At 65.7% G+C, this 15,434-nt stretch carries 10 protein-coding genes; 1 reads left to right on the forward strand and 9 read right to left on the reverse strand.

Annotated features, from left to right (window positions below):
• Nucleotides 1–43: 43 nt before the first annotated feature.
• From U4Y88_RS11515 to U4Y88_RS11545, 7 genes are all read right to left on the reverse strand, one after another.
• Complete coding sequence (locus U4Y88_RS11515; protein WP_321783986.1) at nt 44–745, reverse strand: phosphohydrolase; 702 nt, start codon at nt 743–745, stop codon at nt 44–46.
• 62 nt (nt 746–807) lie between these two features.
• On the reverse strand, nt 808–1,212 hold the full coding sequence (locus U4Y88_RS11520) for a DoxX family protein (RefSeq protein ID WP_321783988.1): 405 nt from the start codon (nt 1,210–1,212) through the stop codon (nt 808–810).
• Nucleotides 1,213–1,228: 16 nt separating this feature from the next.
• The gene (locus U4Y88_RS11525; RefSeq protein ID WP_321783990.1) at nt 1,229–3,121 is read right to left on the reverse strand and encodes an amidohydrolase; all 1,893 of its coding nucleotides are present in this window, start codon (nt 3,119–3,121) and stop codon (nt 1,229–1,231) included.
• A gap of 144 nt (nt 3,122–3,265) precedes the next feature.
• Nucleotides 3,266–3,901, reverse strand: a complete 636-nt coding sequence (locus tag U4Y88_RS11530) for a hydrolase (protein ID WP_065059686.1) — start codon at nt 3,899–3,901, stop codon at nt 3,266–3,268.
• A 123-nt stretch (nt 3,902–4,024) separates the two neighbouring features.
• Entirely contained in the window at nt 4,025–5,017 is a 993-nt protein-coding gene (locus U4Y88_RS11535) for an alpha/beta fold hydrolase (RefSeq protein ID WP_224013324.1), read from the reverse strand.
• A gap of 335 nt (nt 5,018–5,352) precedes the next feature.
• Nucleotides 5,353–6,264: a LysR family transcriptional regulator gene (locus tag U4Y88_RS11540; protein ID WP_321783992.1), complete on the reverse strand. Its 912-nt coding sequence runs from the start codon at nt 6,262–6,264 to the stop codon at nt 5,353–5,355.
• A 91-nt stretch (nt 6,265–6,355) separates the two neighbouring features.
• Nucleotides 6,356–9,325 carry a winged helix-turn-helix domain-containing protein gene (locus tag U4Y88_RS11545; RefSeq protein WP_321783994.1) on the reverse strand — a complete coding sequence of 990 codons (2,970 nt, stop codon included), beginning with the start codon at nt 9,323–9,325 and terminating at the stop codon, nt 6,356–6,358.
• Between the two features lie 488 nt (nt 9,326–9,813).
• On the opposite strand from U4Y88_RS11545, the gene U4Y88_RS11550 reads away from it, so the two are divergent.
• Complete coding sequence (locus tag U4Y88_RS11550; RefSeq protein WP_310631124.1) at nt 9,814–10,746, forward strand: AraC family transcriptional regulator; 933 nt, start codon at nt 9,814–9,816, stop codon at nt 10,744–10,746.
• Here the strand turns inward: U4Y88_RS11550 and U4Y88_RS11555 are convergent.
• Nucleotides 10,743–12,269: an efflux transporter outer membrane subunit gene (locus tag U4Y88_RS11555; RefSeq protein WP_224013328.1), complete on the reverse strand. Its 1,527-nt coding sequence runs from the start codon at nt 12,267–12,269 to the stop codon at nt 10,743–10,745. The genes U4Y88_RS11550 and U4Y88_RS11555 overlap by 4 nt on opposite strands.
• Entirely contained in the window at nt 12,262–15,429 is a 3,168-nt protein-coding gene (locus U4Y88_RS11560) for an efflux RND transporter permease subunit (RefSeq protein ID WP_321783996.1), read from the reverse strand. Before U4Y88_RS11560 ends, U4Y88_RS11555 begins: the two co-directional genes overlap by 8 nt.
• Between the last annotated feature and the right edge of the window lie 5 nt (nt 15,430–15,434).

The following is a 15,434-nucleotide window of genomic DNA, read 5'->3' on the forward strand; positions in this document are numbered from 1 at the left end:
TCCTTGCTGTGCTGCTGCACCGAACCGCAACGGCGCGGCGCGCTTACCGGGAATGAAGGCGCACGCGCCCATCCGCTGCGTGTGCGTTTCGCCAGCGCGAGCCCAGAATCTGCCCGCAAAAATTCGTGCGGCAATAGTCGGGGTCGACGCGGTCGAGCACGTCGGCGCTCGCGGTGCCGAAAGTCGTGTGCGGCCGGTGCGCCACGCCGCGCCCAATCGCGCCGATGATCTCTTCCTCGAAGCCCTTGCCGCGCGGATACGCGGCCAGCACCCCCGAGCGCTCGCCGCACGTGTAATCGTCGAACTGCGCCGCGACGAGATCCGTGCGCACCGCCGCCGCGAGCACCTCCGCGAGCGGCGAAACACGCGCGGGCACGCCCGGCGTGGTGTGCAGCGCGATCGCGAGCCACGCCTCGTCCTGATCGCGCACGCTCGCGCCGTAGTGACGCAACAGGCGACGCGCGGCATCGGCGCTGTCGAGTTCGTAGCGCGCCGTCGAATGCGCGTAGGCGGCGCTCAAACCCATGTTCGCGTACATCGAACTGACGTAGAGCGTGCCCTCGTCGCAGGCGAGCCCGCCGCGCCGCGCGTTGAGCGCCGCGAATACGAACACGCGGCTCGCGTGACCGAGCAGGACGGGCGGCAGCGCCGCGTGCGCGCTCTCCGCTGCGGCGATGGCGAGCGGCGTGCTCGGAATATGCACGCCCGCCACTTCTCCGCCCGCCCTCCATGACGCTGTTCGCATGCCCCGTTTCCCGTCTCTTGTTCTAATTGATTGTCGATGGCGCGCGCTCACGCGCGCCGCCATCAGGCGCGATGCGTCCGCGCGGCGAGCGGCCCGTTCAGCCGGTAACGGCCCGCGCCGCCGATCGCCACGGTGCCGAACAGGATCAGCAGCATCCACGCGAACTGCCCTTGTTCGAGCGTCCAGTCGGGATGCACGAGCCCGAGCGCGACCAGCGTGACGACGAGAATCGGCAGCGACGCAAGCCGCGTGTAGATGCCGAGGATCATCAGCACGGGACACACGACTTCGGCGAAGATCGCAAAGGCGAGCGTGAAGCCGCTGCCCAGATGCAGCGGATCTTCGATCGCGCCCAGCTGCGCATGCACGTGCAGCGCCTTCGGCAAACCATGCACGAACAGCACGAGCAGGCTCGCGGCCACGCGCAGGAACAGCAGCGCGGCGTCGGTGGTATCGATGCGTTTCATGGCGGCGCGCTCCCGTTCAGAACGCGAAGCAGCTACAGCCGAGCGCGCCCCAGAAACCGTTCTGGTCCGAGACCGGCGCGTTGCTGCGCCACGCCCGGCCGTGTGCGTGCTGATGCACGCCGCACAGATTCACGCAGGCGTCGCTGCACGATTGCGCGGCGTTCGCCACCGAGTTTGCGACCACCGGCCGATAGCGCGCATAGCCGCCGAACTCCGCGACCGGCGACCACGTCGGGCTCACCGGCAGCGCGGGCGGCGCGAGCGTATCGAATTCCTCAACGGCGTAGACCACGCGGCCGTTCACCACGGTCAGCACCGAAGTCAGATGCTTGATCGACTCTTCCTCGATCGTGAAGAAGTCGTCGCTGAGCACGGCGAAGTCGGCGTACTGGCCGGGCACGAGCGCGCCCTTCTTCGTCTCGTCGTTCGAGAACCACGCGCTGCCCACGGTGTAGCGGCGCAGCGCTTCCATGCGGTCGAGACGGTCGCGTTGCGCGTACATCGGCGTGCCGCCCACGGTGCGGCCCGAGGCCAGCCAGTAGAGCGAGACGAACGGGTTGTAGCTCGCGACGCGCGTGGCGTCGGTGCCCGCGCCCACGGGCAGGCCCGCTTCGAGCATCTTGCGCACGGGCGGCGTCTGCGCGGCGGCTTCGGCGCCGTAGCGCGCGATGAAGTATTCGCCCTGATACGCCATGCGATGCTGCACGGCGATGCCGCCGCCGAGCGCCGCGATACGCTCGATATTGCGCTCCGAAATCGTCTCGCAGTGATCGAAGAACCAGCGCAGGCCGTTGAACGGCGTATCGGCGTTCACACGCTCGAACACGTTCAGGAAGCGGTCGATCGATTCGTCGTAGGTCGCGTGTAGACGCCACGGCCAGCGGTTCTGCACCAGCAGGCGCACGACGTCTTCGAGTTCCTTCTCCATGCCTTCGGGCAGGTCGGGACGCGGCTCCAGGAAGTCCTCGAAGTCGGCGGCCGAGAACACGAGCATTTCGCCCGCGCCGTTGACCTTGAGGAAGTCGTCGCCGTCGCCGGGACGCGTGGCCTTCACCCACTTCGCGAAGTCTTCCACCTCGCGCTTGGCGTTCTGCGTGAACAGGTTGTACGCGATGCGGATGCTCAGCTGATCGCGCTTCGCCAGTTCCATGATGACGGCGTAATCGTCGGGATAGGCCTGATAACCGCCGCCCGCGTCGATGGCGCTCGTCACGCCGAGGCGATTCAGTTCGCGCATGAACTGGCGCGAGGAATTCATCTGGTCGTCGAGTGCGAGCTTCGGACCTTTCGCGAGCGTGGCGTAAAGCAGGCCCGCGTTCGGACGCGCGATCAGCATGCCGGTGGGATTGCCGCGCCGGTCGCGCTGGATTTCACCGCCCGGCGGATTGGGCGTGTCGCGGTCGTAGCCCACTGCGCGCAGCGCCGCCGCGTTGAGCAGCGCGCTATCGTAGAGGTGCAGGATGAAGACCGGCGTGTCGGGCGCGATCGCGTTGATTTCTTCGAGCGTCGGGCCGCGCTTTTCCGCGAACTGGAATTCGTTCCAGCCGCCCACCACGCGCACCCATTGCGGCGCGGGCGTGCGCGCGACCTGCTCGCGCAGCATGTTGAGCGCGTCGGCCAGCGACGGCACGCCGTCCCAGCGCAATTCCATGTTGAAGTTCAGACCGCCGCGAATCACGTGCAGATGCGAGTCGTTGAGACCCGGAATCACGGTGCGGCCGTTCAGGTCGATACGGCGGGCGTCGTCGCGCGCCCATTGCATGACGTCGCGCTCGGTGCCGGTCGCCACGACCTTGCCGTTCGATACGGCCAGCGCGGTGACGAACGAGCGGCGCTCGTCCTGGGTTGCAATCTTGCCGTTGTAGATCACCAGGTCGGCGACGCGGGCAGGTTGATCGGGTGCGCTCATCGACGCTCTCCTGTGTTCTCGATGCGATGGATTAATGCGGCTAATTCGGTGTGCTGCTGCGCGCGCGAAGCCGGCCTTCAGTTTTTTTCAGGCCGCTTCGCGCGCGTCATCCAGCGAGGCTCGCGCAAGCGCGAGCGTTCAGCTTCAGCCCGCCTCGCTCGCGTGCTCGCCGAGGATCTGCTTGGCGTAACGCACGCCGATGCCGTAGGCGCTGTGCGCCTTGAAGATGTCCATGCAGCCTTCGTAGGTCTCGCCGCGCGCCCAGTCGCGTTGCAGTTCGCACATGAATTGCAGCGAGTTCATCGGCACCGCGCCCGCCTGGACGATGCGCTGCACGGCGCGCTCGTGCGCTTCTTCCGTGATGTCGCCGCAGGCGTCGGTCGGCACGTAGATCTCGAAGCCTTCGTTGAGCATCTGGATCGTCGGGAACGTCACGCAGACTTCGGTCCACAGACCGGCGATGACGATCTTCTTGCGGCCCGTGGCCTTGATCGCTTCGCGGAAGCCCGCGTCTTCCCACGAGTTCATCGACGTGCGGTCGATGGGCTTTTGCTGCGGAAACACGGCTTGAACTTCCGGCAGCAGATGGCCGCTGAACGAGTCGGCGGCGATGGTCGTGAGGACCGTCGGCACCTTGAAGAGCTTCGCGGCTTTCGCGAGGATCTGCACGTTGTGCAGCACCGTGGTGCGCTCGTGCGAGTGCGTGCCGAAGAACATCTGCGGCTGGTGGTCGATCAGCGCGAGCGCGCAGGTGTCGGGGGTCAACAGTTCTTTTGCCATGAGAGGCTCCGTGTAGAGGGTGTGTCGGCGACGGTGAGATTAGGGCTCGCGCGCCGCCGTGTCCTTGTCCGTATCTGAAATGTCCTGAATCGCTCAGGATCGCCCAGCATCAATCAGGATCGCTTACGACTTCAGGAAGGCCAGCAGATCGGCGTTGACCTTGTCGACGTGCGTGCTGCACATGCCGTGCGGCGCGCCTTCGTAGATCTTCAGCGTGGCGTTCTTGACGATCTTCGCCGAGAGCTTCGCCGAGTCGTCGATCGGCACGATCTGGTCGTCGTCGCCGTGCAGGATCAGCGTGGGCACGCTGATCTTCTTCAGGTCGTCGGTGTAATCGACTTCCGAGAACTGCTTGATGCACTCGTACTGGCCTTTGATCGAACCGGCCATGCCCTGACGCCAGAAGTCCTGCACCAGACCTTGCGAGACCTTCGCGTTCGGACGGTTGAAGCCGTAGAACGGCAGCGCCAGATCCAGATAGAACTGCGAACGGTTCGCGGCCACGCCCGCGCGGATGTTGTCGAACACCTGCATCGGCAGGCCGTTCGGGTTGGTCGGCGACTTGACCATTTGCGGCGGCACCGCGCCGATCAGCACGGCCTTCGCCACGCGCTTTTCACCGTGACGGCCGATGTAATGCGCCACTTCGCCGCCGCCCGTGGAATGGCCCACGAGCATCGCGCCCTTCACGTCGAGCGCGTCGAGCACGGCGGCCAGATCGTCGGCGTAGGTGTCCATGTCGTTGCCCTCGGACGGCTGGCCCGAGCGGCCATGACCGCGGCGGTCGTGCGCGATCACGCGATAGCCCTGGTTCACGAGGAACAGCATCTGCGCGTCCCACGCATCGGCGCACAGCGGCCAGCCGTGCGAGAACACCACCGGCGTGCCCGTGCCCCAGTCCTTGAAGTAGATCTGCGTGCCGTCCTTCGCGCTCACGTAGCCGCCGCCGTGATGGTGGCCCGTGCCGTGCGCGTGGGGCGCGGCGCCTGCCGGGGTGGCTGCGTTCGCGGCCAGGCTCGACATGGCGGCCATGGCGCCGGCCATGCCCGCGCTGGCCGAAAGCATCCGGCGACGCGAGGCCGAAGGAATGGTCGTGTCGATTTGCTGCGTGTTCATGCTGGATCTCCGTCGTTGCATCGCTGCGTGTGCAGGGGCGATGAGGTTGCGCGTGTCGGCGTGTCGTTGAAGCGCAGTGCGGCGAGCGAGAAGTGATGAAGTGGGCGCCGCATGCGTGAGCGCAGATTACGGAGACGGACCTGCAAAGTCCTTGTCGCGATCTGAAAAGTCCTGAATTCAGAAACGCACGGTTGGACGGAAAACGGACGAGCGGCATCGGCGGCCCAGGCGGGGCCGCGATGTTTCGATCAATCAGCGGGTGAATCGGAGGGAGGCTCGGAGGGAGGCTCGGAGCGAGAAAAGACGTGCCGCGCGTGCGTTCACGCGCGACGGAATCAGCGCACGTTCAGGTGTGCTTCGAGAAAGCGCAGCAGCGCGCGCACCTTCGTGGAATGACGCCGATTCGGCAGATACGCGGCGTGCACGACCGCATCGCCGCCTTGCGGACTCACCTGCCATCCGTCGAACACGCGCACGAGCCGACCGGCAGCGATCGCCTCGCACACGAGCCATTCGGGCAGCAGCGCGAAGCCCTGCCCCGCGAGCACGGCGGCGAACAGCATGTCGATGCTGTCCGAGACGAGGCGGCCGCGCACGTTCACCGGCTCCTGCGTCTCGCCGCGCGTGAAAGTCCAGATCTGGCGCGCGCGATAGCTGCCGCCATAACTCACACGCAGACATTCGCGCTGCGCGAGTACGGCGGGCTCGTCGGGCACGCTCTCGCGTTCGAGATAGCCCGCGCTCGCCACCACGACGCGCGTATTCTCCGCGAGCGTCTTCACGACGAGTTGCGGATTCGAATCGGGCAAGCCGATGCGCACCGCGAGATCGATGCGCTCCAGCGCGAGATCGACATAGCGGTCGGCGGCCACCACGTCGAGCGTCATACGCGGATGCGCTTGCAAAAACGCGGCCAGATGCGGCGCGAGCACCACACGGTTATAGGTGGACGGCACCGCAATGCGCAACATGCCCGCCGGTTCCGCGCCGCTGTCGAGCACGCTTTCGTCGGCTTCCGCGAGATCGTCGAGCACCTTGGCGATCTGCTCGACATAAGTCGCGCCCGCGTCGGTCAGGCTGACGCGGCGCGGCGTGCGCGTGAGCAGCACGGCGCCCACGTCCTGTTCGAGCGCATCCATCAGCCGCGTGACCGACGAGGTGGCGACGCCGAGCCGTTGCGCGGCCTTGGCGAAACCGCCGGCGTCCGAGACTTCGAGCAGGGTCTTGAGGGCGAGTAGCTTGTCCATGGCGGGCATTATGCCAGCGCGCCAACTGCGCGGATTTCAGGCGTTCTCGGGCGTTTTCACACGTCGCCGGTTTCGGCCGCGCGCGCGGCGTTCACTGCGGTTGAAGCCGTTCCGCGTGCTGCGCGCGCGCCGCTTGCAGCGCCTGCCTGAGCGCCGCGAGACGCTGAAAGTCGGGTGCGTTCGAGGTCAGATCCCAACCCGACGCATTCAAGCCGTCGATCAAGGCCGCCGCGCGCGCCGTCTCGCCCTTGTCCCGCTCATACGCCGCGAGATCCAGCGTGGCGCGCAGCGCCCACAGCGGCGCGCCATCCGCGTGCGCCATCGAGATCGCTTCGTCGAGCAGACGCCGCCCCGCTTCCTCGCGCCGCGCCGCGTCGTCGGGCGGCGTGCCGCGCTGCGCCGCGCGCCGCAATTCCAGCCAGCCGCGCGCGCGCTGCAACTCAGGCGCGAAGTAACGCTCGCCATTCGCGCGCGCATTCACGAGCGCCTCGTCGAGCCGCGTGCGCGCTTCGTCGAAACGTCCCGCGTGCGCGAGCGCCTGCGCGTGCAGCACGACAAATGGCGTGACCACGCGCCGGAAGCCACGCGATGCAAGACGCGGCAACGCGTTTTCCAGCCGTTCGAGCGCGACGTCGGCGTGGCCCGCGAGCATGTCGCGTTTCGCCGCCAGGCATTCGGCGTAATCGAGCCAGATGCCCAGCCGATGACTCGCCGACTGCGAACGCAGCAGCGACAGATAATTGGCCGCCGCCTGCTTCTCGCCGCAGTCGAGCGCAATCGGCACGGCCACGCAGGCCAGCACATGACTCAGCGACGGCTCCAGCGCATCGCCATGAATCAGGTTGAGCGTGCTTTCCACCAGTTGCATCGCCTTCGCGGGCTGGCATTGCAGCAGCGCGATGCGCGCGAGCGTGCCGCGCGCGTAGATCAGCGGATACACCGTGAGCCAGCCGCGCGACGGCATCGTCGCGCCGAGCGTCGTGAAGGCTTCGACGGTGCGTTCGAGCCGTTCGCGCGCCTGATCGTGCTCGCCGAAACAGTGCAGCGAAATCGCGAGCGTCTGCTCCGCGAGCCAGCGCCGCCACGGCGAATCGCCACTCGCCACCGCCTGCTGAAAACGCGTGGCGTAACGCAGCGACGTGTGGATGTCGCCGCTCGATTGCATCGCGTTCCAGAGGCCCCAGAGCGCGTCGGCGGCGAAATCGGCATCGTCGGCGGCGCGCGCGAGACGCAGCACGCGCTCCCACAACGCGACGGCCTGGCCCATGTCGTCGCCCACGTGCAGCAGCGAGGTCGCGTAGGCGGCGCACAGCTTCATCTCGCAGACGACGTCGACGGAACCCGCCGGCAGCGCGTCGAGCACCGCGAGCGCGCGTTGCGCGCGCTGGCAGCACTCCTGCACGTGCGAAGTGCTGAGCAAGGTGCCGACGAGCGCGCCCGCGAGCGCCACGCCGAGCACCTTGTCGCCGTCGTCGGAGAAGGCCCAGTCGTAGGCGCTGCGTGCGTCGTCGAGCGAGAGACGCGTGCTCACATCGGCGCCATCGTGTTCCGGCTGCCCGACAAGCGGCCCGCTCTCCTCGATACGCTTGCGCATATAACGCACGTGGCGCGTGGCGATGATCTGCGATTCGCCTTCGTCGCGCAGCTTTTCGAGCGCATAGGCGCGCGTGCTTTCGGTGAGCCGGTAGACGGCGATCGCGCCGCGAAACTCCACATTGAGCAGCGACTTGGTCGCGAGTTCGGAAAGGCTCGACACGATCACCGCGATCGACATGCCGGGCTCGGCCGTGACCGCGCAGACCGCCTCGAACGTGAAGGCGCCCGCGAAACAGCCCGCGCGGCGAAACAGAATGCGCGACGCGCCGTCGAGCAGCATGTAGCTCCACTCGAAGGTTGCGCGCAAGGTCTGATGGCGCGGCAGGGTCGAGCGCAAGCCGCCCGTGAGCAGATTGAGGCGGTCGTCCAGACGCGAGGCCACGCCTTCCACGCCGAGCGTGGCGACGCGCGCAGCGGCCAGTTCGATCGCGAGCGGCAGGCCTTCCAGCCGACGGCAGATTTCGGCGACCAGCGCGATGCTCGCCTGATCGCGCGCGCAATCGGGCGCGAGCGCGCGGGCGCGGCACAGAAACAGCGCGACGGCGGAATGCGCGAGGATCGCCTCGGTGGACACGCCGTTGGCGGGCACCGCGAGCGGTTCGAGGCGCAGCACGGATTCGGCCCAGATATGCAGCGGCTCGCGGCTCGTCACGAGCAGGCGTGCGCCATGATGGCGCGTGACCAGCGTATCGACGAAACCGGCCACCACGTCGATCACATGCTCGGCGTTATCGAGCACGAGCAGACAATTCGACGCCGCCACGGCCTGGCAGATCGCGTCCTCGCGCGACACGCCCGGCTCGCCGGGCAGATCAAGCGCCTCGGCCAGTGCCGCAAGCACGGTCTCACGCGAGCTGGCCTTGTTCAGTTCGACGAAGCAGACGGCGCGGCCCTGGCGGCGCTGCATTTCGCGCGCCGCGTGACGCGCGAGACAGGTCTTGCCGATGCCGCCCGCGCCCACCACCGTGGTCACCGGCACGTGCTCGAACTGCTCGACGATGCGCGCGATTTCGGCTTCGCGGCCGATCAGCGGCGCGGTGCGAAGCGGCGGCAACGAAGGCGCCAAAGCCGCTTGCGGCTGCGAAGGCGACAGTGGCGGCATGGGCGGCTGTAGCGTCGAAGGCGGCGCGCTATCACGCACGCTGTGATGGGCGCGGTCCTGCACGCCGTGATGCACTTTCGGCACGACGAGCACATAGCCGCGTCCCGCCACCGTCTTGATGAGGTCGCGCTCGACGCCGAGCAGCTTGCGCAGCGCGGCCACGTGCACTTGCAGGCGGTTCTCCTCGACGATCGCGCCAGGCCACACGGCGTCCATGATCGCGTCCTTCGAGAGCATCGAGCCATTCGCGCGATACAGCACTTCAAGCACGTCGAACGCGCGCGCGCCGATGCGCATCACGAGCCCGTTGCGCCGGATCTCGCGTTGCTCGAAACTGACCCGCAATGTGCCAATCTGAATCATGGTCATCTCCAGGACATATTTGCGTGTTTGCACGTGACCTGACACGCACCTGGTTGAACACCGTCATTCGAAACAGCGTGACCGCCCGGTTTCGAACCCAATATCGCGCCTCCTCTCATTGACCTTCGGCTGTCCCCTCTATTTCGTGCCGCGAAGTGTAATGATTGGCAATAAATCCGTCTTGAACAATAATTCGCGTTATGCCCGGCGAGGCGCGCCAAATGGGCCGCACGCCTCGCGCGAGGCGATTATTTTTCAAGTCATTTCGGGTTCGAAATTGTTAGCAATCGGCGGCTGATTCACTGCCGAACCGGCATTCAGCGGGCATTCGGCCGGCATTCAGACCGATAAGCGCAAGGCATGGCGCGCGTTGCCGCTGTTTCTGACCAATGGTATAAATGTCACCTCGAATCTGGCGAACCGGTTACAGCGCAGTGTTGTCCGCGCCGTCCAATACATCCGGGCAATCCGGCACGAGGTCACCGTTCATGATTTCGCGAGTCATTTCCGCGCCGGTTGCGGCCACGCCCAAAGACAATCTGGGCTGTGTTTCCAGCAAATTGCGAAAAGATATCCATGTGGACAGCGGGGATATCACGTTCTATCGAAAATGCATGGAAGAAGCGGATCTCAGCCGCGTAACCATGCCCGCCTGCGAACGCGGATTTTTGACGGGCATTTCATTAGGCCATGCGCACCGCCGGAAAATATTCACGGGCGCACGCACGTTAGATCGGCATTTCGATACCGATTCGATCTATATCCGCGATTTTTCTGAAGATTATCAGGCGGATATGTATGGCAATTTCGATTTCGTATTGATCGAATTGTCACGGCCCTTTCTGGACCGCCTCGCCGACGAGCAGGACCTGCCCGCCATCAGCGGCCTGACCTGCGACGTGCAGCAAAAGGATGCGGTGCTCGGCCATCTGGCCCGCGCGCTCGCCGCGAATCTGGAACTCGCGGGCTCGATCAATACCTTGTTCGTGGAGCAGATCGGTCTCGCGATCGGCTCGCATGTCGCGCGCCAGTACGGCAGTTTCAATGCCGCGAACGAACGCGCCAAGGGCGCGCTCTCCGCGGTCAACGAAGCACGCGCGAAGGAACTGCTGCTGGAGCGTTCGCGCGACGGCGTGTCGATTGCCGACATCGCGCGCGAGTGCAATCTGTCGCGCGGCTATTTCATCCGCGCATTTTCGAAGTCGACGGGGCGCACGCCCCATCAGTGGCTGCTAGAACAGCGCACCGACGAGGCGCGCCAGCTTGTCGAACGCACCGACATGACGCTCTCGGAGATCGCCGCGCAATGCGGTTTCGCCGATCAGAGTCACTTGAGCCGCGTGTTCCTCAAACTGGTGGGCGTGTCGCCAGGCGCCTGGCGGCGGCACGCCCTGCGCGCCGCACTGTCTCGACAGGATTAACGCACCGCGGTCGCGGCGCTCGCCGGCACGGCCGCGCGCGACGTTTCCATCGCCGTGCGGTCCGAATCGGCGTTGCGCGGCGCGTCGCCAGTCTGTGCGACCCAGCCGCCTCCCAGATACTGGTAGAGATCCACCAGATTCGTGAGACGGCTCAGATTCGCGCTGATCAGCGATTGCTGCGCGGAATACAGATCGGTCTGCGCGCTCAGCACCGAGAGGTAGCTGTCCACGCCGTTGCGATAACGCAGATCCGAAAGCGTGTAGCGGCGCTGCTCGCTTTCCGTGTACGCGCGCAGATCGCTGATCTGCGAGTCGTAGGTGCCGCGCGCGGCGAGACCGTCCGCCACTTCGCGGAACGCCGTCTGAATCGCCTTCTCGTACGACGCCACGTCCTCGTCTTTTTCGAGCTTCGCCACGTCGAGGCTGGCCTTGTTCGCGCCGCCCTCGAAAATCGGCATCGTGATCGTCGGACCGAAATCCCACGCGAGTTGACCCGGCTTGAACAGCGAGCCGAGGCTCGCGCTCGCATAGCCGAACTGGCCCGTCAGGCTGATGCTCGGGAAGAACGCCGCGCGCGCCGCGCCGATATTGGCGTTGGCGGCCTTGAGCGTTTCCTCGGCTTCGAGAATGTCGGGACGGCGCGTGAGCAGATCGCTGGGCAGGCCCGCCGGAATATCGGCGAGCAGTTCCTGCGAATCGAGCGGCAAGCCCTCGGGCAGATCGGCGGGCAACGGCGCGCCCACCAGCAGCACGAGCGCGTTTTCGGCCTGCGCGCGCAGACGCACTTCGCTCTCGTAGTTCGCGTGCGCCTGCTGCACCACGCCCGCCGCTTCACGCAGATCGAGTTCCGAGCCGGTGCCGGTGTCGAATTCCGTCTTCGTCAGCTCATACGATTTCTGCGCGGCGTCGAGCGTCTCCTGCGTGACCTTCATCGTGTCGTCGTAGGCGAGCATCGTCAGGTACTGGTCGGCGACTTCGGAGATCAGCGTCAGCTCCGCCGCCTTGCGCGCCTGCGCCGTCGACAGATAGGTGTGCAGCGCCTCGTTCGAGAGGCTGCGCACCTTGCCGAAGAAGTCGAGTTCCCACGACGCGCCCGCAGCCGCGTCGTAGTCGCTCGCGACCGTCGCGCGGCCCACGTACGAGAGATCGGCCGGCGTGCGCGTGCGCGTGCCGGTGCCGGTCACGGAGACCGTCGGCATCAGGTTGGCGCGCTCGATGCGGTACTGCGCGCGCGCCTGCGCCACCTTGAGCACGGAGACACGCAGATCGCGGTTGTTCTGCAACGCCAGCTCGATGAGCTTTTGCAGGCGCGGGTCCTTGAAGAAGTCGCGCCAGCCGATATCGGCGGCCGAGTGACCTTGCGCGCTGCGCGCGCCGGCACCCGGCTGGCTTTCATAAGCCGGACCCGTGGGATAGGCCGCCGAAACCGGCGCGGCCGGTTGCGTGTAGTGCGGCTCCAGCGTGCAGGCGGCGCTGAGGAACGCCGCCGCCACGCCGAGCGCGGTCAGCGAGAGCTTATTCATCGTGGCTCTCCTGCGTGCCGTGGGCCGCATCGGTGCCGCTCTGCGCGTTGTCTTCGGAGCGGCTGAATTTCGATCGAATGACCACATAGAACATCGGAATCATGAAAATGGCGAGGAACGTGGCCGTGAACATGCCGCCGATCACGCCGGTGCCGATCGCGTGCTGGCTCGCCGAGCCCGCGCCGTTGCTGATCGACAGCGGCAGCACGCCGAGCACGAAGGCCATCGACGTCATCAGGATCGGGCGCAGACGCAGACGTGCGGCTTCCAGCGCCGCCGCGACCGCGGTCATGCCGTGCTGCTCCTGCAGTTCGCGCGCGAACTCCACGATCAGAATGGCGTTCTTCGCCGAGAGACCCACGGTGGTCAACAGCCCCACCTGGAAGAACACATCGTTTTCGAGGCCGCGCAGCGTCACCGCGAGCAGTGCGCCGATCACGCCGAGCGGCACGACCAGAATCACCGCGAACGGAATCGACCAGCTTTCATACAGCGCCGCGAGACACAGGAACACCACGATGATCGAGATCGCGTAGAGCAGCGGCGCCTGCGAGCCCGATTGCAGTTCCTGGAACGAGAGACCCGTCCACGAATAGCCGATGCCTGCCGGCAGCTTCGCCGCCAGTTGCTCCATCGCGCTCATCGCCTGGCCCGTCGACTTGCCTGCCGCCGCCTGGCCCTGGATTTCGAGCGACGAAATCCCGTTGTAGCGTTCGAGCTTCGGCGAGCCGAAAGTCCACTTGCCCGTGGCGAACGAGGTGAACGGCACCATCGTGCCGCTCGTGCCGCGCACGTACCACTTGGCCAGATCGTCCGGGTTCATGCGGAACGGACCGTCGGCCTGCACGTAGACGCGCTTGATCCGGCCATCGGTATCGAGGAAGTTGTTGATGTACTTCGAGCCCCACGCGATCGAGAACGTATCGTCGATGTCGGCGGCGGCGACACCCATCGCCTGGGCCTTCTCGCGATCGATATCGACCTTGTATTGCGGCGTGTCGTTCAGGCCGTTCGGACGCACGAGCGCGAGGTTCGGATCCTTCGCGGCCATGCCGAGCAGTTGATTGCGCGCGGCCATCAGCTTCTCGTGACCGAGCGAAGCGTTGTCGGTCAGTTCGAAGTCGAAGCCCGATGCGGTGCCGAGTTCAGGAATCGAAGGCGGATTGATCGGGATGATCATCGCGTCCTTGTCGCCCGCGAAGTGCGCGAACACGCGGCCCACCAGCGCCTGCACCTTCTCGTTCGACGCGCGGCGCTTCTCGAAGTCCTTCATCTGCACGAACACCATGCCGGAGTTCTGGCCACGGCCCGCGAAGTTGAAGCCGTTCACCGTGAACACCGACTCGACGATGTTCTTCTCGTCGGTCAGCAGATAGTCGGTGACCGCCTTGAGCGAGCGCGCCGTGGTTTCCTGGGTCGAGCCCGGCGGCGTCTGCACCTGCACGTACATCGTGCCCTGGTCTTCATCCGGCAGGAACGACTTCGGCAGACGCACGAACAGGAAACCCACCGCGACGATCACGCCGAGATAGATCACGAACCAGCGCGACGAACGGCGGATCACATGCTGCACGCCGCTGTGATACTTGTCGCGGCTCTTGTCGAAGCTGCGGTTGAACCAGCCGAAGAAGCCCTTCTTCTCTTCGTGATGGCCCTGCGGAATCGGCTTGAGAATGGTCGCGCACAGTGCGGGCGTGAGAATCAGCGCGCAGAGCACCGAGAGCACCATCGCGGCCACGATCGTCAGCGAGAACTGACGATAGATCGCGCCCACCGAGCCGCCCGAGAACGCCACCGGCACGAACACGGCCGAGAGCACGAGCGCCACGCCCACGAGTGCGCCGGTGATCTGGCCCATCGCCTTGCGCGTGGCTTCCTTCGGCGGCAAGCCTTCTTCCGCCATCACGCGCTCGACGTTTTCGACCACCACGATCGCATCGTCCACGAGCAGGCCGATTGCCAGCACGAGCCCGAACATCGAGAGCGTGTTGATCGAGAAGCCCGCCGCCGACATCACCGCGAACGTGCCCAGCAGCACCACGGGCACCGCGATCGTCGGGATCAGCGTGGCGCGCAGGTTCTGCAGGAACAGATACATCACGAGGAACACCAGCACGATGCCTTCGAGCAGCGTCTTGACCACTTCCTCGATCGACAGACGCACGAACGGCGTGGTGTCGTACGGATACTTCACGACGAGGCCGTGCGGGAAGTTCTTCGACAGTTCCGCGAGCTTCGCGCGAACGAGTTGCTCGGTTTGCAGCGCGTTCGCGCCGGTCGCCAGCTGAATGCCGAAGCCCGCTGCCGGTGCACCGTTGTACTTGGTGTCGAAGTTGTAGTTCTCGCCGCCCAGTTCGATACGCGCCACGTCGCGCAGGCGCACCTGCGAACCGTCCTGGTTCACCTTGAGCAGCACGTTGCCGAATTCTTCAGGTGTCCGGAGGAACGAAGCTTCCGTGATGGTCGCCTGCATCGCCTGGCCCTTCACGGACGGCGTGCCGCCGATCGAACCCGCTGCCACCTGCACGTTCTGGTTCGTGATGGCCGTTTCCACGTCCACCGGCGTCAGCGCGTACTGGTTGAGCTTGTCGGCGTTGAGCCACACGCGCATCGAGAACTGCGTGCCGAACAGCGTGACCGTGCCGACGCCGTCGACGCGGCTCAGCGGATCTTCGATGTGCGACGCCACGTAGTTCGAGAGGTCGTAGCGGTCCATGCTGCCGTCTTGCGAGACGAACGCCATCACCATCAGGAAGCTGTTGCTGGACTTCGTGACCTTGATGCCCGCTTCCTGCACGACGGTCGGCAGCACGGGCGTAGCGAGTTGCAGCTTGTTCTGCACCTGCACCTGCGCGATGTCGGGATTCGTGCCCGCCGCGAAGGTCAGCGTGATCGTGGCCGCGCCCGAGTCGTCCGACGTCGACGACATGTACAGCAGATGGTCGAGGCCGCTCATCTGCTGCTCGATCACCTGGGTCACGGTGTCTTCGACGGTCTTGGCCGACGCGCCCGCGTAACTCGCGCTGATCTGGATGGAAGGCGGCGCGATGGTCGGATACTGCGCCACCGGCAAGGAGAAGATGGAGGCCCCCCCCGCCATCATCAGGATGATCGCGATCACCCAGGCGAAGATGGGCCTGTCAATAAAAAATCGAGCCATTTAAC

Origin of the sequence: Paraburkholderia sp. J94, assembly GCF_905220285.1 — a bacterium.
Lineage (GTDB): Bacteria > Pseudomonadota > Gammaproteobacteria > Burkholderiales > Burkholderiaceae > Paraburkholderia > Paraburkholderia tropica_A.